Here is a 19,245-nt window from a genome sequence, read left to right as displayed (position 1 = left end):
AATGACCACCCAAATCACTACCGCCCCCAACCGGCAGGAAATCAAGTCCTTATTCGAAAAGCAGCGTGCCCATCAGTTTGCGGTGGCCCGGACTACCGCCAGTGAGCGTATCCAAAAGCTCCAAAAGCTCAAGTCCGCTATTCTGGAGCGCAGGCAGGCCATCCGCGATGCCGTGTACGCCGATTTCAAGAAGCCGGCTGCCGAGGCTGACCTGACCGAAATCTACGCCATTACCACCGAAATCAAGCACACCGCCCGCCACCTTCGGAAATGGATGAGCCGGCACTCCGTAGGGACGCCCCTGCCATTTCTCGGCAGTTCTTCCTGGGTGCAGTACGAGCCCAAAGGCGTTTGCCTGATCATTGCGCCCTGGAATTTCCCGCTACAGCTGGCTATTGGCCCATTGGTCTCGGCTATTGCGGCCGGGAATACGGCTATTGTGAAGCCCTCCGAGCATACACCTCATACTTCGGCTGTGGTGCGCGAAATTGTGGAAGCGGTTTTCCCGCCGGAAGAAGTAGCGGTAGTGGAGGGGGCTGTGGAGACGGCTTCCGAGCTGCTGAAACTGCCTTTCAACCATATTTTCTTCACCGGTGCTCCGGCAATTGGTAAAATCGTCATGCGGGCCGCGGCAGAACACCTGGCATCGGTTACCCTGGAGCTGGGCGGGAAGTCACCGACCATCGTTGATGAGACCGCCGACCTCAAAGCTGCAGTGCGCCGTATAGCCTGGGGGAAATTCCTGAACAGCGGGCAGATTTGCATTGCCCCGGATTACCTGTTTGTGCACGAAAGCCGGAAAGACGAGTTCGTCCGTTTGATGGCCGCTCAGCTGAAAGCCTTGTATGGAGAAGATGCCGCCCAATCCGGTGCCTACAACCGTATGGTCAACGGGAAGCACTTTGAGCGCGTGGCAGGCTACCTTAAGGACGCAGAGGAGCGGGGCGCGGTGGTGGAAATCGGCGGGCGGCAAGACCCGGAAACAGACTTTATCGAACCTACCCTGGTCAGCAGCGTGCCCGATGATGCCGATTTGATGCAAGAGGAAATCTTTGGCCCGGTGCTGCCCATTCGCACTTTCCGGGATTTATCTGAGCCCCTGCAGGTCATCAACGAAAAGGAAAAGCCTTTGGCGCTCTACATTTACAGCAGGAACGAGCAAAACATAAAGCACATCCTTCAGGAAACCCGGGCGGGCGGCACCTGCATCAACAACAACGATGTACATTTCATGCAGCCCAATCTGCCCTTCGGCGGCTCCAACAACAGCGGTATTGGCAAAAGCCATGGCTGGTACGGGTTTGAAGCCTTCTCCAACGCCCGGGCCATTTACCGGCAGCATTTGCCCGGTGCGCTGGAAGTACTGATGCCGCCTTATACCGATTTTAAGCAGCGCCTGATCGACTTAACGCTGAAGTGGTTTTGATTCTGTAGGGTGCCAGACATTCCGGCGATCTCTAAACCTTTTGGCGGGGTCTATCCTTTACATTCGCAAAAAAACAACTGAATTAGTATGAAGAGGACGACCCTGTTGATGCTGCTGTGGCTGAGCGGGCTTACCGCCGGTCTGGCGCAGCAACGCAATTACTGGAAAGACACCGCAACACCTGCGATTGGCTGGGCACAGCGCCTGATTGAACCGGAGGCTGCCCGGATTGTTGACATCGATAAAGCCACTTTGGAGGAGCTGCTTGAAGCCGCCCCGGTAGAAGGCAGCGTTACTGCTGCTCAGTCGGATTTTATTTTCACTCTGCCCACGCCAGATGGGGGTACGGAGCAGTTCCGGCTGGTCAACTCGCCCATCATGGCGCCCGGACTGGCCCGGCAGTTCCCCGGTATGCGGACCTTCCTGGGCAAAAGCCTGGACGACGGGCATGCCCTTGCCCGCATCGATTACACCCATAAAGGCTTCCATGCGATGGTGCTAAAGGGCAGCGATACCTATTATATAGACCCATTTTACCATAACTACGAGCATAGCGCGCATCAGGTGTATTTCCGCCGGGATTTTACATCAGAAGAGACTTTCAACTGTGAGGTGGATCATGCGGAACCCTTTGCCGGGAATAATGGCGGGAGCAGCGCTTTCGTGGGCGAGGAATTGCGGACCTACCGTTTGGCAGTAGCTGCAACGGGCGAATATACCCAGTTTCACGGTGGCACGGTGGCCGATGCTATGGCTGCTATTGTCACCACTATGAACCGGGTCAATGGCGTATACGAAACGGACATTTCCTCCCGGATGATCCTGATCGACAGCAACCATCTTATTGTCTACACCAACAGCGGCAGTGATCCTTATTCGGGCGGTAGCGGTGCTCACCTGGGGCAGAATCAGACCAACCTGGATACGACAATTGGTAATGCCAGCTATGATGTGGGCCATGTTTTCCATCGGGCTGGTGGGGGAGGAGTAGCTTCCCTGCGCTCGGTTTGTGATGATGAAGATAAAGCCCGGGGCTTTACCTCACAATCGGTACCGGTAGGCGACCCCTTCGATATTGACTATGTAGCCCATGAGCTGGGGCACCAATTTGGCGGCAACCACACCCAAAACAACAACTGCAACCGGGTGTCTTCAGCTGCCATGGAGCCCGGCAGTGCCTCTACCATCATGGGGTATGCAGGGATTTGCCCGCCGGATTTGCAAAACAACAGCGACCCCTACTTCCATGCTATCAGCCAGGAGGAGATGATCGACCATACCATCTTTGGCGGCGGCAATACTTGTGCCACGATTATACCCACCGGTAATACGCCGCCCGTAGTGGAAGCCGGAGAGAACGGGCTGTTTCTGCCCGTTTCCACGCCCTTTGAGCTCACGGGTACCGCAACAGACCTGGAAGGCGACTCCCTGACCTACTGCTGGGAGCAATTTGACCTGGGGCCATCAGCTCCACCCAATAACCCGGAGGGCAACTCGCCAATTTTCCGCTCCTTCGAGCCCACTACAGACTCCACGCGTGTGTTCCCACGCCTGCAGGACCTGGTTGCCAATACCACCACGATTGGTGAATATCTGCCGGACTACAACCGGGGGCTCCGTTTCCGGCTTACAGTGCGGGACAATCATGGCTTTGGTACCGGGATCAGTTTTGATGACCGTACGTTCAATGTGACTGAGCAGGCCGGGCCGTTCCGTGTACTCACACAGAATACGCCTGATACCTGGGAAGCAGGCAGCCTGCAGACAGTGGAATGGGACGTAGCCAATACCAATGTGCCTCCCGTAGCCGCCACCGGTGTAGATATCTTTCTTTCTGCAGATGGCGGGTTTACCTATCCCTATCAGCTGGCAGCAGGCGTGCCCAATGATGGTGCGGCACTTATTACTGTGCCAGATACGCTTTCCGGAACTGCTTTCCGGTATAAAATCAAAGCCGCGAATAACGTTTTTTTTGATATTAACAATGCGAATATTACAATTGAAGCGGTCACTGCGCCCGGGCTGGCCTTAGGCACGGAGAATGCCGAAGCTGAAGTCTGTGCTGGCGAAACCGCAGTCTACACGGTACAGGCGCAACCAATTTTAGGGCTGGCTACTGAGGTGGAATGGACGGTGGAAGGCCTGCCGGCATCGTTTTCCGTTGCGGTTATTGATCCGGTTACCCTGCCAGCCGAGGTCAGTGTGGAAGTCACTACGGTCAACGGCTTAACGACCGGTATTTATCCTTTTCAGTTGATTGGGAATAGCGGGGCAGCTGCGGACACGCTGGAGTTGGAAATCTCCTACGCTGCTCAGGCTCCCGGTGCCATAACGCTTCTGGCTCCGCAGGAGGGGAACAATAACACCCCGGTCACGCCTACTTTTACCTGGGCATCGAACCCTGATGCTTCTGCCTATGATATTGAGGTGGCGGCTGATGCTGGCTTTGCAGATATTCTGCTTGCCGCTGAAAGTATTGCAGATACCTTCTTAACCGTGACGAACCCTTTACCGGACAGCACTACCTTATTTTGGCGCGTCAGAGGGCGGAACTCAGCCTGTGGAGCAGGTAGTTTTACCATTCAGTCTTTCGAAACAGAAGGGCTCCGTTGTGAAATCTTTGAAGCTACGGATGTCCCGATTGATTTGGGTGCTCCCGGTCCCTTTGTGACCTCGCTGATCGAGGTGGAAGCCGATGCCCCGGTCCGGGATGTCAATATTGTTGAAATAGCAGGAAATTACAGTCCGCTCGATCGTATTGACTTCCGTCTGCGCGGCCCCAACGGTGATCTGCAGGACATATTTGTCGGTAATGACTGCTCAGGTGGCTTCCTGTTCAATTTCTCAATCGATGATGCAGCCAATAGTGAAGTGCCCTGCCCACCTATAGGCGGCCCTTACCGTCCGGCAGAGCCTTTGGCGGTGTATAATGGTGCCTCTGCAGCAGGAGCCTGGCGCCTGGTGATGTTCAAGACCGGGCAGAATGGCTCCCTGGCACGGTGGTCGATTGAAATCTGCTACGGAGTGCCCATCATGACAAGTACAAGAGAAACACAGGCTGCCGCAGCGCTGCAGGTGTTCCCCAACCCGGCTCAGGAAAGAGTCACTGTAGCCTTTCCAGCAGGGGCACAGGTGCAGGGGCAGGTTGAGTTATTCAGCGCTACCGGCCAATTGCTGAAAACCGTTCCCATTCAGCCGGGCGACCGTGAGATCAGCCTGTCTGTAGACCAGTATCCTACGGGTCTGTATACTTTGGGATGGCGGAGCAGGGACGGCGCTATGCTAAGCATACAAAAACTGATCATTCAGCGATAAGCTATTCAAAGTCTTCCTCATCGCCCAGGGCGAGCTTGGCGCCTGCCAGTTCGCTCAGTGCATGTTGGTCACCGGCCCGTTTGGCGGCTTCCATACCTGTTTTGTAGGTTTGGAAGGCGTCAGCGGGCCGGTCCAGTTTTTCGTACAGCTTGCCCAGGTGGTAATAAGTACCAACGTAATCCGGGTCGTTTTGGGCGAGCGTTTCGTAGGCCATCCGGGCTTCGGGCCACTGCTCGTATTTTTCGTATTCTTTGGCAATGGCAAACTGTAAAAATGAGCTGCCAGGGTCCTCTTCGAGTAGCGACTGGAGCTGCTTAAGTCTTGTATTGTTCATTTGTTTATGTTTAAAAAATTGAATAGCAATGGTTTGATTCGGTGATTTGCTAAACCGTCATAGTTCAGCGAAAATTCGCTAAGCTGCTTTTGGGTGTGAATAAAAGTAAGTATATTTGCACGAATTACAATTTTAGTGAAATAAGCGGCTTTTAGGCTGTCAACAGCCTAAGCCTAGCCAAAGAAACCACAAAAATACCCATTCATGAAATTATTGGTTTGTGTCAGTAAGACTCCGGAAACCACAGCCAAGATTGCTTTTACGGAGGGCAACACTCAATTTGATACTTCAGGCGTACAGTTCATCATGAATCCTTATGATGAATGGTATGCGCTGGTTCGTGCACTCGAACTGAAAGAAGCCAACGGCGGTAGCGTCACTCTTATCAATGTTGGCCCGGCTGCCAACGATACGGTCATCCGCAAAGGCCTGGCGATTGGTGCCGATGAGGCGGTAAGGGTGGATACGGAGCCGTCCAGCGCGCTCTTCGTCGCCAAACAGATTGCGGCTTACGCCAAAAAGGAAGCCTTCGATGTGGTCTTCCTGGGCAAGGAAACCATTGACTATAATGGTTCTGAGGTTGGCGCAATGGTGGCAGAATTACTTGATGTGCCTTTCATTTCCTATGCTTCTCATATGGAGATGGATGGCGATACGGCAACGGTCACGCGTGATATCGAGGGTGGTAACGAAGTTGTGGAGGTCAAAGCGCCATTCGTTGTTTCCGCAGCAAAAGGCCTGGCGGAGCAGCGCATCCCTAATATGCGGGGCATTATGATGGCGAAGCGCAAGCCTTTGAAAGTGGAACCAGCCGTGGAAGCGGAAGACCTTTCCGTAGCCGTGCACTACGAGCTGCCACCGGAAAAAGGCGATGTTAAGCTGGTTGATCCGGAGAACATGGACGAACTGGTCCGCCTCCTGCACGAAGAAGCCAAAGCGATATAATCGCGCTATTTCAGAACCCTCTCAAAGTCAATACATATTATGGTTTTAATATTTGCAGAAACCCAAAAAGGAAAATTCAAAAAAGCCGCTTACGAGCTGGCCTACTATGGCTACCAAACGGCTCAGGCATTGGGCACGGAATGTGCAGCCCTGGTGCTGGGCACTGCCGAAGGTGCAGAAGAGTTGGGTAAGTATGGGGCTTCAAAGGTCTATCATGTCACTGATACGGCTCTGGATACTTTCGACAGTCAGGCTTACACCAAGGTGATCGCTGCGGCTGCGGAAAAGGCAGGTGCGAATGTGGTGATCGTAGGGCATACCTCCACGGGTAAGTCGTTGCTTGGGCGCCTGGCTGTGCGTATGAATGCCGGTTCTGTGCCCGCAGTCAATGCCATTCCCACTGTGGAAGGCGGCACTTTCAAGGTACGTAAACCTGTTTTTTCCGGTAAGGCTTTCGCAGATTACGAAGTGAAGTCAGAGAACAAAGTCCTTTCTCTCATGGGCAACTCCCTGCAGCCACAGGAAGTAGGGGAGCCCGCAAGCGTGGAAGCCCTGGACGTGGAAGTGCCGGCTGCACAGGTTACGGTGAAGGAAGTGAAGCGTATGGAAGGCCGCACGCCACTGCCGGAAGCTGAGCTGGTGGTCTCTGCCGGCCGCGGCATGAAAGGGCCGGAAAACTGGGGGATTATTGAAGAACTGGCAGAAACGATGGGTGCAACCACAGCTTGTTCCCGTCCGGTAGCGGATGCAGACTGGCGCCCTCACCACGAGCATGTGGGGCAGACCGGCGTTGCTATTCGGCCTAACCTCTACTTCGCTATTGGTATTTCCGGCGCGATTCAGCACCTTGCAGGGGTAAACAGCTCCAAGACCATTGTGGTGATCAATAAAGACCCGGAAGCGCCATTTTTTAAGGCTGCTGACTACGGTGTGGTTGGGGATCTGTTTGATGTGGTGCCCCGGCTAAACGAAGCCATGAAGAAGTTCAAAGCAGAGAATTAAGCTTTTGCCTTGCAAATTCCGGCAATTCGCGTATCTTTGCGCCGCTGTAACTGATTTATACAATCACTAACGGTTAAAAAAATATCATGGCAGAATACTTAACGAAAGAAAAGAAAGCCGAAATCTTTAATGAATTCGGCGGTTCTGAGAAAAACACCGGCTCCACAGAAGCACAGGTGGCATTGTTCACTTACCGGATCAAGGAGCTTTCCAAGCACCTGAACGACAACCCAAAAGACCACTCTTCCCGCCGTGCGCTACTGACGCTGGTAGGTAAGCGTAAGCGTCTGCTGGGCTATCTGGCGAAGAAAAACCTGGATGGATACCGTGCACTCATCGAGAAGCTGAATATCCGTAAATAATTCGGCTTTTAGTCGGTGTATATGGCAGGGGCGTTCCTTACAAAGGAGCGCCCCTGTCTTAGTTCTGCATCTTTCTGTCCAATAATTTGTATGACTGCGCAGAAAATCGTAACAAAATTACGTATATTCGCCTCCGATAAAAGAAGCTAAGACAAACTAACGGGAGCAAGACCACTAGTGCGACGAGTCCGGTTTAACCGGTGACTGTTCCGGAATCCAAGGGTAAGAAAGTTACCTGTCCGGGAGCATTCAAGCACTTTTGAATCAATCCACTAGCAAAAAACCCGGCTAACGAAGGAAAATGAAGGTCACGATACCACCTCACAACCCTTATTCCTCCCTCAATTGCTGAAGACGGTTTCTCACGGGGTGTTTTCACCTCAGACCGGTCCCCTTGCATTTCGTTGTGATGCTTACGCAAAATGATTATTAGAAGTTAAACCAATCAAATTAAAGATGGGATTACAAACTCCTATTACCACGTCCTTTGACCTACCTGATGGACGGACCGTAACTATTGAAACCGGTAAGTTGGCGACTCAGGCTGATGGCTCGGTTGTGATCCGTGTCGGAGACACGATGCTCTTTTGTTCCGTGGTTTCTGCCAAAGAAGCCCGGGAAGGACAGCCTTTCTTCCCCCTCTCCGTCGATTATCAGGAAAAGTACGCCTCAGCAGGCCGTATCCCCGGCAACTTCTTCCGCCGGGAAGCCAAGTTATCTGATTACGAAGTACTGATTTCGCGTTTGGTAGACCGGGCGATCCGTCCGCTCTTCCCGGATGGCTATATGAACGATACACAGGTCATCATCAACCTCATTTCCGGTGAACAGGAAGTGTTACCTGATGCATTTGCGGCCCTGGCTGCTTCTTCAGCCCTGGCGGTATCCGATATTCCTTTCGCCGGACCAATTTCTGAGGTGCGTGTAGCGCGTATCAACGGACGCTATGTCGTTAACCCTTTCCGCTCCGATCTGGAAGACGCAGATCTGGACATCATCGTGGCCGCAACGATGGACAACGTCATGATGGTGGAAGGCGAAGCCAGCGAAGTGCCTGAAAGCGCCCTGATCGAAGCTATTAAGATTGGGCATGAAGCGATTAAGGTGCAGTGCCAGGCGCAGCTGGAGCTTGCTGAAAAAGTAGGAGAAAAAGCGACTGTCAAGCGGGAGTTCATCCCACCAGTGGTTGATGATACCGTGAAGGAAATCGTAGAAAGCAACACCCGCGATAAAATCCACGAAGTAGCTGCCGGCGCGCTGGATAAAGTGGCGCGTAAGGAGGGCTTCAAAGCCATCATCGAGGAGCTGATGGAAAAGCTGAAGGAAGAGAAGAGCGAGGAGTTCATGGAGGAGTACGGCGATGAGATCAAGGGCTACTACGATAAATTCAAGAAAGAAGTTATCCGTGAGATGGTGCTGACGGACAGCCGCCGCCTCGATGGCCGTAAGTTTGATGAAATCCGTGACATTTGGTGTGAGGTAGACTATCTGCCTTCGGCTCACGGTTCAGCTGTATTTACCCGCGGCGAAACCCAGTCACTGACATCCCTGACCCTGGGTACCAAGCAGGATGAGCTGATGGTGGACACCGCTATGGACCACAGTTTCTCCAACTTTATCCTGCACTACAACTTCCCGGCATTCTCCGTAGGGGAAATTAAGCCCATGCGTGGCCCTGGCCGCCGTGAGGTGGGGCATGCCAACCTGGCTGCCCGGTCACTGAAAAAAGTAATGCCGGAAGAAATGCCCTATACCATTCGGATCGTTTCCGATATTCTGGAGTCCAATGGTTCATCTTCCATGGCCACGGTCTGTGCAGGCGCACTTGCCCTGATGGACGGCGGTATCCAAATCAAGGCACCGGTTTCCGGTATCGCAATGGGTATGATTTCTGACGGTAAAAGAACGGCTATCCTCTCTGATATCCTGGGCGACGAGGATGCACTGGGAGATATGGACTTCAAAGTGACGGGTACCGAAAATGGTATCACGGCTTGTCAGATGGACATCAAAATTGATGGCCTGCCCTATGAGGAGCTGGAGAAAGCACTGAATCAGGCGCGTGAAGGACGGCTTCACATCCTCAATGAGATGAAAAAAGCCCTCGAAGCACCACGCGAAGACCTCAAGCCGCATGCACCGCGCATCGTTGAGATTATTATCGACAAGAGCTTTATCGGAGCCGTAATTGGCCCGGGTGGTAAAGTGATACAGGAGATTCAGGCAGAGACCGGCACCAATATCAACATCGAAGAAGTTGGGGACGAAGGTGTGGTTAGCATTGCCAGTGAGAACAAAGAGTCGATTGATGCTGCTCTTGCGCGCATTCGCCGCATTACATTCACCCCATCTGTGGGCGACACTTATGATGCTGTGGTGAAAACCGTTATGCCTTACGGGGTTTTTGTAGACTTTATGGGCAAGAGCGGACTACTGCACGTTTCAGAGATTGACCACGCCCGCGTTGATCGTGTGGAGGACTTCTTCCAGGAAGGGGATGAGGTACGCGTGAAACTTATTGGTGTAGACAAAAAGACCGGTAAGCTGCGTTTGTCCCGCAAAGCACTACTGCCAAGACCGGAAGGTGGTGGTGGCAACCGCCGCAACCGCGACTAATACCATATTGGTGAATTAACAGATTAGCCGGGCTTCCGCAATTGGGGGCCTGGCTTTTTTGTTAGGGTAGTGACAAAATGTTGAATAGAAAAAATGCACTAAAAAAGGCTAAACGGCTTTAAAAGCTAAGAGAATCAGAAGAAACTGCCATATAGTGTGCGGCAACTAATCTCAATTACGGAACTATTTTCAAATAATAGTTGTATTTTAAGTGGAAAAGGCGCATTTAATGCCTTTTTACTAAAAAGTCAAGTTTCCATAAAAGGGGCAACTTTTCTGCCTGTTTAGCGTAAATTTACAGTGTGGAATAGCTAACCCTAAAATTACCTTGCTTATGCGTCAGTTGAAAATTACAAATAAAATCACGGCCAGGGAGAGCCTTGCCCTGGACAAGTATTTGAATGATATTGGTAAGATTCCAATGCTTGCTCCGGAGGAAGAAGCTGAACTGGCCCGGCGCATCCGGCAGGGCGATCAGGAAGCACTTGATAAGCTGACTCGTTCCAACCTACGTTTCGTGGTCTCCGTAGCCAAGCAATATCAGAATCAGGGGTTATCCCTGAGTGACTTGATCAACGAAGGGAATGTGGGGCTGATGAAAGCAGCCCGACGGTTTGACGAAACCAAAGGATTTAAGTTCATCTCTTATGCCGTTTGGTGGATTCGGCAATCTATTCTTCAAGCCATCGTGGAATACTCGCGGATTGTCCGGCTGCCGCTCAATAAGGTCGGCTCCTATAATAAAGTCAACGAGGCATTCCTGTCATTTGTGCAGGAGTTCGAACGGGAGCCTACGCACGAAGAACTGGCTGAGCTGCTGGGGATGACACCTAAGGAAATTTCCAATATGCTGAAAGGCAATGGCCGGCATGTTTCCGTTGATGCCCCTATGAGTGGAGAAGATGGCGACAGCACTATGCTGGATGTCATTTCTATAGATGAAGAAGGCGCAAGCCCCGATGGCTCTCTAATGGATCAGTCACTGAAAGATGAAGTGCAGCAGGGCCTGTCTATACTCTCGCCCCGCGAAGTGGAGGTACTGTCTTCCTACTACGGGCTCAACGGCCAAAAGTCACTGACGCTGGAAGAAATCGGTGATCTCTATGGATTGACCCGTGAACGGGTCCGGCAAATAAAGGAGCGGGCCATCCGCCGCCTGCGTAAATCATATAACCGGAATGCGCTGAAGTCTTATCTGGGATAAAGTGCATTAACGTGATATAAAAAATTAGCGCCCATTTCAGGCAAGAGTCTGGAGTGGGCGTTTTTTCAATTGGGATTGATGAAAAGAGGCTTTTTTTTATTATCCATTATTTGCAGTTTACTGATTCTAAGCTGTGGTGAAGCTGCGGTCCCGGATGCAGCAGCCGGGATGGAGGAAAAACCAAACAGTGAAGATTCAGGGAAAACTAGCCCGGCATATCCGGCTGTTGAATTGGGCGTGCCCCTTTTTCAAATCCGTGAAGCTCCGGATGTTGAAAGCCTAGGGCTGGGCAATCTTCAAAAAGGCGACCTGCTTGAATTACTGGGCCCCGTTAGTGCGCATACCACCCGACTTACCATTGGGGAAAAGACCTTTTATCAGCCCTGGTTGTTGGTGCGTACCGAAGCGGGGACCGAAGGATGGGTGCATGCGGCAGTTATCGCCGGAGAAATTCCGGAAGGGCTCCGGCTAAAAGCCTTGATCGGAAAGGAGCTTGCTCAGGAAGCCGAAAGGTATGATCAGGCCTTTCAAGAGATGGAAGAGGCTGCTTCGGTGGTGCGAACCATACGGCAGGCGCATCAGTTATGTGAACAGCTCACCTTGGTAATGCAGTTACAGCCGCCCGATATGGCATCGGAAGTTGCACGTCTCCTTCCTGCACTATCTGTATCCTGGGTTGCATCAGCGGGTAGCTGGCATTTTTATGTTGATTATAAAGCTTTTAGTATGGCAGCTCGCCGTTCTGAAAGCTCCGCTGATGAGGCGCTGCTGGAGCTTTTTTATGCTGCTTACCCGGTAGACAGCATTGGCTATTTGTACCCGGCCTGGAAGCTGGAGGTGGATAACAGGAGCGTTTTCAGCCTGCTTGGCAAAGGTGTGCACACTTCTTTTTTGAACCGGTTAGACCAAACCAAACATCACCGGGATATAGCCGGGCCGGAAATCGAACAGCTCAAAGCACTTCTGATCAACGATATGACCGAACCAACTGTTTTGTACTGGGAGGCAAGGGAAAAAGTGCTTCAGGAACTGGAATCCATACTTGACAATACATTTACTGTGTTAACGACTTCAGATACCTTAGCTTTGCATCAGCGCCTGATGGGGTTGCGGGATACGGCAATCACGGATGAACGCCGCTTTAATTTCAGAGCAGGTCTTTAATTAAGAAGCTTACCAATCACAACAATCGAATGGGTTTATTTGCATTAATCACACTATTGGTCGTACTAACCGGAGCTGTACTCCTGGCGCGGGGGCTCAAAAACTTTATGCCGGGCGACAAACGCTTGTTCCAGGATATGCAACAATTAAAAGAAGAAATGCAGGAGTGGAAACCTGACCTGGTCCCGGTTTCCTCCGAAGAACTCGATGCCTTCTCCCTTAATCAGGTACAACGCTCTGTGCGTAAGCGGTTTGGGAAAACGGCAAAAGGGGTGTTTACGACCATTTACCACGAGCCCATATTGGCTTACACTTATAAGGAGTACTCCGGGCCGGGGCAGAAGGCTATTCTTTATGCAGAAACAGGAGAAAAGTCTTACTCATACATCAAAGACAAAAACGGAGTACGTATTGCCGCCGGGCAGCGGCAGCTTGGGACACTTAAAGAGGATGGTACGCTCTACAGCCCTAATGGCAGTAAGCCGGTAGCTAAGCTGGGGCAGCCTGCCAATCGCCTTTTGCCGGTGCGTACGGCCGACCGGGAGCTGGGCAGCCTGGTAGACCCACCAGAAACAACAGATGATGCGCTTGGGCAGCGGGCCTTCCAATTTGTGCCGAATGATCTGGCCGAAGAGGAAAAAGATGTATTTCTCGCTCTGGCAACCCTGGAATTGGTGCACCGGACGTTGAGATCGTAAAAAAACCTGAAAATCGTTTTTGGTTTCCCATCCATTCGTCTAGCTTTGATGAACCATTTACAGGTACACCTGTTTGGGAACTGAATTCCACAGGTCAATTTAATGTACTATGAAGTTACGGAAGAAAGCTAACCTTATCATATACAGGTTCCGGGAGCAGGGGCTTGAGATCTTTTTGGTCAATGCTGATGAAAAGGGTACTAAATGGGACCTGCCACAGGGCGCAATGGACAATGATAAGTCCCGTACCTTCATCGAGGATGACCGTCTTATCGAGTTAGACCCGGTGGCGCAGGACAGTGGCGATTTGGAAAATGCGATAGCAGTAGAGGGCGATTGGCATGAAATCCCTTCTCTGAAGTCGATGCTTTCCGAAGATGCGCAGTACCTTAAAGATAAGATCAAGAGCATGGAAAAAGGTACTTATTTTGCCCTGAAAGAGGCCGTAAAAAAGGTGATGCCCCACCAATATGAATTTCTGAAAGAACTTAAAGATATTTTGGTAGACCGCAACTCGGTTAAAGACCTGTAGGAGAATCATAAGCAGAAAAAATAAAAGCGTGGGCAGCCTGAAAAAGGCAGCCCACGCTTTTTTGCTTCAGGCACCGGCCTGCCGGGCCAGAAAAATTGCCCGGTCCAGTTGCTCTTCCCGGTTCAGCAAAGTATTATCAATAATTACAGCATCGGCTGCCTGCCGCAGCGGGCTGTCCTCACGGGTGGAATCAATATGATCTCGGTGGGTCAGATTTGCCTTGACGGCTTCGAGAGTAGCCTCTTGCCCCTTTTGAGCAAGCTCATCATACCTTCTGCGCGCCCTGATTTCGGGGTCTGCGGTGAGAAAAATTTTAAGCTCTGCTTTTGGGAAGACTACCGTTCCGATATCTCTTCCGTCCATAACGATGCCCCGTTCTTCACCCATTTGTTGTTGCTGGCTGACCATAGCCCGGCGTACCTCCGGAACCGCTGCCACCTCGCTAACGTAATTAGAAACGGACATCTGCCGGATTTCACTTTCTACATCCCTGCCATTGAGCAGTGTATGGTTATTATCTGCAAAGCGTATGTTGATGTCCTTCAGGGCGGTCTGCACCCGATCCTGGTCTTCCACTTTTATACTGTGTTCCAGTAAGAATAGGGTGACAGCCCGGTACATCGCCCCTGAGTCGATATAAGTATAGCCAAGGTGGCTGGCTAGGGATTTGGCAAGGGTGCTTTTTCCGCAGGAAGAGTAGCCATCAATGGCTATGATGATTTTTTTCACGTAGGCTTGGTTTTTCCGGGCGGTAAAGATAACGAACTGCTGCCGACTTTTTCAAAACCACCTCGTGTACGGCACTTCCCGCCTTTGGTTTTAGAACTGACGCGACAGGCTCGAATCCCTGTGAACAAATGGACTGAAATTGAAGAGCTTTTCTGAAAATAATCATTTGCTGTAAACGCATATGTCAGCGCTACGCTGCTACCGGACATACTGCTGAATGCGCTCCCAGAGCATTTCGTAAGGTATGATTTCCAACTCCGCATTGACCCCTCTGTAAAAAAACGGGACACTTTTCAGTTGATTCAGGTACCGTTCCGTCCCGGTGGTCTCGCCGGGCTGGAAATCAGATTTGGCGTATTGCTGCAACAGCCGGATGAACTGTACCGGGCGGTGGTATTCCTCCCGGCGCAATTGCCGGTTGGCGTATTTTTTGAGGCGGTCGATCAGGTCCATTACTTCATTAAATTTGCGTTCCTCCAGCAGGAAGAGTATTTGAAGGATGAGTACGTGGACTGTAAAGATCCGCTGTTCCTTATTGTACGGCGTAGGTTTGCCAATAAATTTAGACGCTCGGAATTGTTTATTCTGCTGTTTTTGAAGTACATGGTTTTCTTTTCCCTCCACCTGTATCAGGTACTCGATATAACCTTCGTATATGTCCCATTTTTCAACAATTTCGTTGTCCTGTTTACGGAGCTTGGAGTTGTTGTATACCAGCTTGAAAATAGCTACGCTCTGCAGGGGGTTATTGACGTGCATGGTTAGCAGAAAGTAGTAGTCCATGAAGTTGAACCAGTCCTCGCTTCCGGCTTTGAGCTCTTTCAGGCATTTTTCGGCTGTGGCCCTTCCATCACGGTAGTTGCGCAGGTGGAGGTAAGCGGACATCTTTTTCGTCTGAAAGGTTACGGTCTTTTTATGCTGTTTATAGACTGCGTTTTTCTGTACAAACTGCTCGCCCTGTTCGCAGACTTCAAGCATGGATTCAAAATCCTGTTGGATTTCATAGGCAAAAATCCAGACCAGGTACATATTATAAAAGATAACGGGCGAGTCATACTGCTCAGATAAGCTCACAAGCGCTTCGCAATAGTCTTCAATATTTTCGGTCAGTTCCTGTGTTTTTGAAAGGGGCTTGTAGTAATTCATCACTACCCGTTGCAGGAGTTCTTCTGAGCGGATTTCGGCATTCAGAATATCATTGTACTCCTTAATGTAGTTATCGTATTCCTCATAATCACGCTCATCGCCTTGTTGAGCTGCATAGTCCCTCAGAATGCGTGAACTGTTAATGATAAGGTCAGCAAATTTGAATTTCAGGGAGGTCGTCAGAATTTGGCGGGCGAGCTGGGCTGCTGAGCTGGGAGCATTATACCAGATGAGCGTTTTGACAAGGGTCCAATCCTTATGGCAGGAATAGTAAGCCCGGTCATAATTAGCCGCTTTTGGCATATTGATATCCAGGAAAAAGAGCGTATTCAACAAGCGCTTTCTGAAGCGGGACTTAAGCTGCCGGTATTTCGGGTCGGTTGGGCTGCATTTATAGAGCGTGCTGGCGGCTTCCCGGTCATTTTTGAACTTATTGTCGCGCAACGCCTCATAAAACTGGTTGAATTTGCTCTTGTTGTTGCGCAGGGAATGGTCATCAAAGATCTCGATTTTGCGTACTTTTCGCTTGGTTACGACACGAGCTATTTCAAGTAAGTTTTTCATCTACTGGTTTGGTTAAGGCCATGAGTAGTTTGGCCAGTGTGCATAATTTGTGACATTCAAAATAGGGTATTTTTTGACGAATGCCAATTAATACAGGTTTAAATTGCACTATTCGGGAGGGGTAAACAGGTCTGTTACGCGTTGGGGAGACTAAAATAAAAAAGGTTTTGAGTATTGACAAGCTACTCAAAACCTTTTATTGGAATTGTGACTAACTTTTTCGAGTACCAGGGTACTCAGAAAAGCAAAGCATAAAGCAAATAGCTTAGTATTCGTCTTCATTGAAGAGAAAGTCATCTTTGCGGGGGTAGTCCGGCCAGATTTCTTCCATTCCTTCGTACACTTCACCTTCATCCTCCATTTGCTGCAGGTTTTCGATCACTTCCAAAGGCGCTCCGGAGCGAATCGCGTAGTCGATCAGCTCATCGCGAGTAGCTGGCCATGGTGCGTCTTCCAGATGGTGAGCAAGTTCAAGTGTCCAATACATAGGTTGGCAAAGTTTGTTGTTAGTTGGCTGTTTTATTCAGGCTCCGGATTAACCTTTGAAACCAGGAAAAATCAAAAAACAGCCAATAGGAATTTTATAAAAGGTAAAAAGCGGCAACTAAGCAAATCGTAGGCGAAAAAATTAGGCTTAACGGGCAGTTGTTTTTGTACGCAGCCACTGTTTATCCGTTTACCCACCTACTTTCGGCAAAAGTAAAAAACCTAACGTATTATCCAAATATTTATTACGCTTTTTAAATGCGGTCGGTAACTTACTTATTTCTCCTGCTTAACGCCGGACATGGAATAGTGTTTAAGTACCGAAAATGGTTTTTGTTCGTATCCCTTGGGTACCTGCCCTACTTTTTGGTCCCGTACCGGGCCGGTAGGGTCTGTGAAGTAGTAATTGCGCCCCTCGTAGGGTATGGTGCTGCCAGGTGCCGCTGGCAATGCCATCGCCAGGGTAAGGTGGTCAGGGTAGGCTACTACCAGGGTAGGGATGGGGAGTAAGGTTTTTGCCAGTTGGAAAAACAGCGCAGTACGGTCTTCACAATCAGAAAAAGGATGAATGAAGACCTCTTCGGCCACCATGGGCTTACTGCATCCAAAGTAGGCTTTGTCTTCTTTGTATTCAAAGGCAGAACGGGTAAAAGCAGCCAGCAGCTCGGCTGTCTGCCACTCATTTTTGCCTTTGATCATCTCACGCAGCGGAGGAATCAGGCTTTGAAACAGCTGAGGCGACAAAGGCACCTCCAGGTATTGCGTTTCTGCTACAATGGGGTAGTCTTCCATGTAGGCGGCGATATTTTCATCCACCTCGACTTCCAGGGCATGCCATTCATTCTGGTAAAAAAAGTTAACCTTCTGCCGCTTAAGCATAGGGCGCAGCCGGGGCAGATCTCTAAAGGCAAAGGTGAAGGCATGTCCATCCCCGTTAGGGACGAACCCCAGCATGTAGAGGGCCCGCTGTGGAGCCCTGCCCGCCCGTACCTCGGTGAGGTTGATAAAAGACCGGCCCCGGTCCTGAATGATAGGGGCTTCAAACACCTCGTCCAGAGTGAATACATAAAGATAAGCTTCGTCTTCCAGGTAAGTCAGCCGGGTATCATAGCCACTCTGCGACATGATAAACCAGGCACTCAGCGTGCGGTCTACAGGCTCATGCTGCCCATATATTTGCATCAGGACCTGCCTGACGAGTTTGTAATACAGCCAGTCATTGAGCCGGAAAGCACGCCGGGCCTGCTGCAGGCTTCTGATCAGCACATCGTACTTCGTCGTACTCATTTGACGGAAATAAGCCCTTAAGCCCAGCTCTGTCATTTCCGGGCGCGGGATCTGCAGCAAATCCGTTTGGTACTGAATGGGCACTTGCTCCGTGAAAAAGGGAATGGTGATCTCCTCACAGTTGGAAGCCGGTAATGTCTTTCCCAGAGTCAAAAGCAATGAAAGGAGTAAAATCCGGGGCATGGCGTAAATATGATCTGTTACCGCAGCAGTTTGATGAAAAGGCTGCGCTTTAGCTGTTTAAACCAGGAGTAGACGTCCCTGTAAACGCTACTCCATGAAATGTACGAAGTAAAAAGCGTATCTAAAAGGCCTTCAGATACGCTTTGTTATGTGAGTAATGTACACAATATTTCTGATGATTATGCTATATAATGAGCATAGCGTCACCATAAGCAAAGAACCGGTACTTTTCCTTGACTGCCTGCTTGTAAGCTTCCATGATCAGGTCGTACCCGCCAAAAGCACACACCATAATCATCAGGCTGGATTTGGGCAGGTGAAAGTTGGTGACCATGGCATCCGGGATGCTAAATTCATAAGGCGGATAGATAAACAGATTGGTCCACCCTTCGGCTTCCTTGAGCATATTCTCAGCAGAAACGGCTGATTCGATAGCCCGCATGCTTGTCGTACCTACCGCACAGACCCTGTGCTCTCCTGCTTTGGCTTTGTTGACCGTCTCCACTGCATTATTGTCAATTTTAAAGTACTCCGCATCCATTTTGTGCTTGGACAGGTCCTCCACGTCTATACTGCGGAAGGTGCCCAGACCGATGTGGAGAGTGAGTTCGGCAAATTCAACACCCTTGATTTCCAGCCGCTTAAGTAGTTCGTCGCTATAGTGCAATCCTGCAGTAGGCGCTGCAACAGCGCCCATTTCCTTCGCGAAAAGTGTCTGATAGCGGTCCCGGTCCAGGGTTTCAGCCTTACGCCCTATTTCTTTAGGCAGGGGCGTGGTGCCAAGCCGGTGCAGATCTTTCTGAAAATTCTCATCGCTATCGTCATAAATGAAACGGATGGTCCTGCCGCGGGAGGTCGTATTGTCCACTACTTCAGCTACCAGTACATCATTGTCGTGTTCATCACTGAAATAGAGTTTATTACCAACTCTGATTTTACGGGCAGGGTCAACCAGGACATCCCAAAGACGGGATTCGCTATTGAGCTCGCGCAGGAGGAACACCTCGATGTCCGCACCGGTTTTTTCCTTTTTGCCATACAGACGAGCGGGGAATACCTTGGTATTATTGAAAATCATGGCATCGCCCTCATCAAAGTACTCGAGGATGTCTTTAAACGTCCGGTGTTCGATTTTACCTGAGTCCCGGTGAACGACCATCAACCTGGAATCGTGGCGGTTGTCGGCTGGGTATTTGGCAATGAGTTCGGGTGGTAATGTAAAATCAAATTGAGACAGCTTGGTCCTCATATT

16 protein-coding genes are annotated in these 19,245 nt (G+C 50.5%); 10 read left to right on the top strand and 6 right to left on the bottom strand.

The genetic code is table 11. The annotated features are described in order from the left end of the window. Position 1: 1 nt before the first annotated feature. Together IX84_RS28040 and IX84_RS31685 are read left to right on the top strand one after the other, a co-directional pair. Positions 2-1,426 (top strand): aldehyde dehydrogenase family protein, encoded by a 1,425-nt coding sequence (locus IX84_RS28040; protein WP_044229207.1) that lies wholly within the window; start codon positions 2-4, stop codon positions 1,424-1,426. A gap of 87 nt (positions 1,427-1,513) precedes the next feature. After that, positions 1,514-4,741 carry a reprolysin-like metallopeptidase gene (locus IX84_RS31685; RefSeq protein ID WP_052516474.1) on the top strand — a complete coding sequence of 1,076 codons (3,228 nt, stop codon included), beginning with the start codon at positions 1,514-1,516 and terminating at the stop codon, positions 4,739-4,741. 1 nt (position 4,742) lies between these two features. On the opposite strand, the gene IX84_RS28030 is transcribed toward IX84_RS31685, so the two are convergent. Further along, positions 4,743-5,075, bottom strand: a complete 333-nt coding sequence (locus IX84_RS28030) for a hypothetical protein (protein WP_044229204.1) — start codon at positions 5,073-5,075, stop codon at positions 4,743-4,745. Between the two features lie 204 nt (positions 5,076-5,279). On the opposite strand from IX84_RS28030, the gene IX84_RS28025 reads away from it, so the two are divergent. From IX84_RS28025 to IX84_RS27990, 8 genes are all read left to right on the top strand, one after another. Beyond that, positions 5,280-6,020 (top strand): electron transfer flavoprotein subunit beta/FixA family protein, encoded by a 741-nt coding sequence (locus tag IX84_RS28025; RefSeq protein ID WP_044229201.1) that lies wholly within the window; start codon positions 5,280-5,282, stop codon positions 6,018-6,020. 39 nt (positions 6,021-6,059) lie between these two features. Continuing rightward, complete coding sequence (locus tag IX84_RS28020; protein ID WP_173426326.1) at positions 6,060-7,022, top strand: electron transfer flavoprotein subunit alpha/FixB family protein; 963 nt, start codon at positions 6,060-6,062, stop codon at positions 7,020-7,022. 86 nt (positions 7,023-7,108) lie between these two features. Beyond that, positions 7,109-7,384 carry a 30S ribosomal protein S15 gene (rpsO, locus tag IX84_RS28015; protein WP_044229196.1) on the top strand — a complete coding sequence of 92 codons (276 nt, stop codon included), beginning with the start codon at positions 7,109-7,111 and terminating at the stop codon, positions 7,382-7,384. A 456-nt stretch (positions 7,385-7,840) separates the two neighbouring features. Then, positions 7,841-10,000: a polyribonucleotide nucleotidyltransferase gene (gene pnp / locus IX84_RS28010; RefSeq protein WP_044229193.1), complete on the top strand. Its 2,160-nt coding sequence runs from the start codon at positions 7,841-7,843 to the stop codon at positions 9,998-10,000. Between the two features lie 334 nt (positions 10,001-10,334). Beyond that, positions 10,335-11,204, top strand: coding sequence for a sigma-70 family RNA polymerase sigma factor (locus tag IX84_RS28005; protein WP_044229190.1), 870 nt, complete (start codon positions 10,335-10,337; stop codon positions 11,202-11,204). A gap of 78 nt (positions 11,205-11,282) precedes the next feature. Continuing rightward, on the top strand, positions 11,283-12,368 hold the full coding sequence (locus tag IX84_RS28000; protein ID WP_044229186.1) for an SH3 domain-containing protein: 1,086 nt from the start codon (positions 11,283-11,285) through the stop codon (positions 12,366-12,368). A 29-nt stretch (positions 12,369-12,397) separates the two neighbouring features. Beyond that, on the top strand, positions 12,398-13,066 hold the full coding sequence (locus IX84_RS27995) for a hypothetical protein (RefSeq protein ID WP_152605278.1): 669 nt from the start codon (positions 12,398-12,400) through the stop codon (positions 13,064-13,066). Positions 13,067-13,175: 109 nt separating this feature from the next. Further along, entirely contained in the window at positions 13,176-13,598 is a 423-nt protein-coding gene (locus IX84_RS27990) for an NUDIX hydrolase (RefSeq protein ID WP_044229183.1), read from the top strand. A 66-nt stretch (positions 13,599-13,664) separates the two neighbouring features. Here IX84_RS27990 and cmk read toward each other — a convergent pair whose 3' ends face one another. The 5 genes from cmk to queA form a co-directional block, all read right to left on the bottom strand. Next, positions 13,665-14,327, bottom strand: coding sequence for a (d)CMP kinase (gene cmk, locus IX84_RS27985; protein WP_044229180.1), 663 nt, complete (start codon positions 14,325-14,327; stop codon positions 13,665-13,667). Between the two features lie 198 nt (positions 14,328-14,525). Then, the gene (locus IX84_RS27980; protein WP_044229177.1) at positions 14,526-16,037 is read right to left on the bottom strand and encodes a hypothetical protein; all 1,512 of its coding nucleotides are present in this window, start codon (positions 16,035-16,037) and stop codon (positions 14,526-14,528) included. Positions 16,038-16,302: 265 nt separating this feature from the next. Continuing rightward, the gene (locus IX84_RS27975) at positions 16,303-16,524 is read right to left on the bottom strand and encodes a DUF2795 domain-containing protein (protein ID WP_044146732.1); all 222 of its coding nucleotides are present in this window, start codon (positions 16,522-16,524) and stop codon (positions 16,303-16,305) included. Between the two features lie 275 nt (positions 16,525-16,799). Next, entirely contained in the window at positions 16,800-17,993 is a 1,194-nt protein-coding gene (locus IX84_RS27970; RefSeq protein WP_044229174.1) for a hypothetical protein, read from the bottom strand. 184 nt (positions 17,994-18,177) lie between these two features. Beyond that, positions 18,178-19,242, bottom strand: coding sequence for a tRNA preQ1(34) S-adenosylmethionine ribosyltransferase-isomerase QueA (gene queA / locus IX84_RS27965; RefSeq protein ID WP_044229173.1), 1,065 nt, complete (start codon positions 19,240-19,242; stop codon positions 18,178-18,180). Positions 19,243-19,245 lie beyond the last annotated feature (3 nt).

Source organism: Phaeodactylibacter xiamenensis, from assembly GCF_000759025.1.
In the GTDB taxonomy this organism is placed as follows: Bacteria; Bacteroidota; Bacteroidia; order Chitinophagales; family Saprospiraceae; genus Phaeodactylibacter; species Phaeodactylibacter xiamenensis.
Note: the sequence above shows the minus strand (reverse complement) of the source record. Positions and strands in the feature narration are given on the sequence as shown.

Coding starts and splice junctions, on each gene's coding strand:
- IX84_RS27970 (WP_044229174.1), bottom strand. CDS start 17,993: ATGCCCCGGATTTTACTCCTTTCATTGCTTTTGACTCTGGGAAAGACA.
- queA (WP_044229173.1), bottom strand. CDS start 19,242: ATGAGGACCAAGCTGTCTCAATTTGATTTTACATTACCACCCGAACTC.
- IX84_RS28005 (WP_044229190.1), top strand. CDS start 10,335: ATGCGTCAGTTGAAAATTACAAATAAAATCACGGCCAGGGAGAGCCTT.
- pnp (WP_044229193.1), top strand. CDS start 7,841: ATGGGATTACAAACTCCTATTACCACGTCCTTTGACCTACCTGATGGA.
- IX84_RS31685 (WP_052516474.1), top strand. CDS start 1,514: ATGAAGAGGACGACCCTGTTGATGCTGCTGTGGCTGAGCGGGCTTACC.
- IX84_RS27995 (WP_152605278.1), top strand. CDS start 12,398: ATGGGTTTATTTGCATTAATCACACTATTGGTCGTACTAACCGGAGCT.
- IX84_RS28000 (WP_044229186.1), top strand. CDS start 11,283: ATGAAAAGAGGCTTTTTTTTATTATCCATTATTTGCAGTTTACTGATT.
- rpsO (WP_044229196.1), top strand. CDS start 7,109: ATGGCAGAATACTTAACGAAAGAAAAGAAAGCCGAAATCTTTAATGAA.
- IX84_RS28040 (WP_044229207.1), top strand. CDS start 2: ATGACCACCCAAATCACTACCGCCCCCAACCGGCAGGAAATCAAGTCC.
- IX84_RS28020 (WP_173426326.1), top strand. CDS start 6,060: ATGGTTTTAATATTTGCAGAAACCCAAAAAGGAAAATTCAAAAAAGCC.
- IX84_RS27980 (WP_044229177.1), bottom strand. CDS start 16,037: ATGAAAAACTTACTTGAAATAGCTCGTGTCGTAACCAAGCGAAAAGTA.
- IX84_RS28025 (WP_044229201.1), top strand. CDS start 5,280: ATGAAATTATTGGTTTGTGTCAGTAAGACTCCGGAAACCACAGCCAAG.
- IX84_RS27975 (WP_044146732.1), bottom strand. CDS start 16,524: ATGTATTGGACACTTGAACTTGCTCACCATCTGGAAGACGCACCATGG.
- IX84_RS27990 (WP_044229183.1), top strand. CDS start 13,176: ATGAAGTTACGGAAGAAAGCTAACCTTATCATATACAGGTTCCGGGAG.
- IX84_RS28030 (WP_044229204.1), bottom strand. CDS start 5,075: ATGAACAATACAAGACTTAAGCAGCTCCAGTCGCTACTCGAAGAGGAC.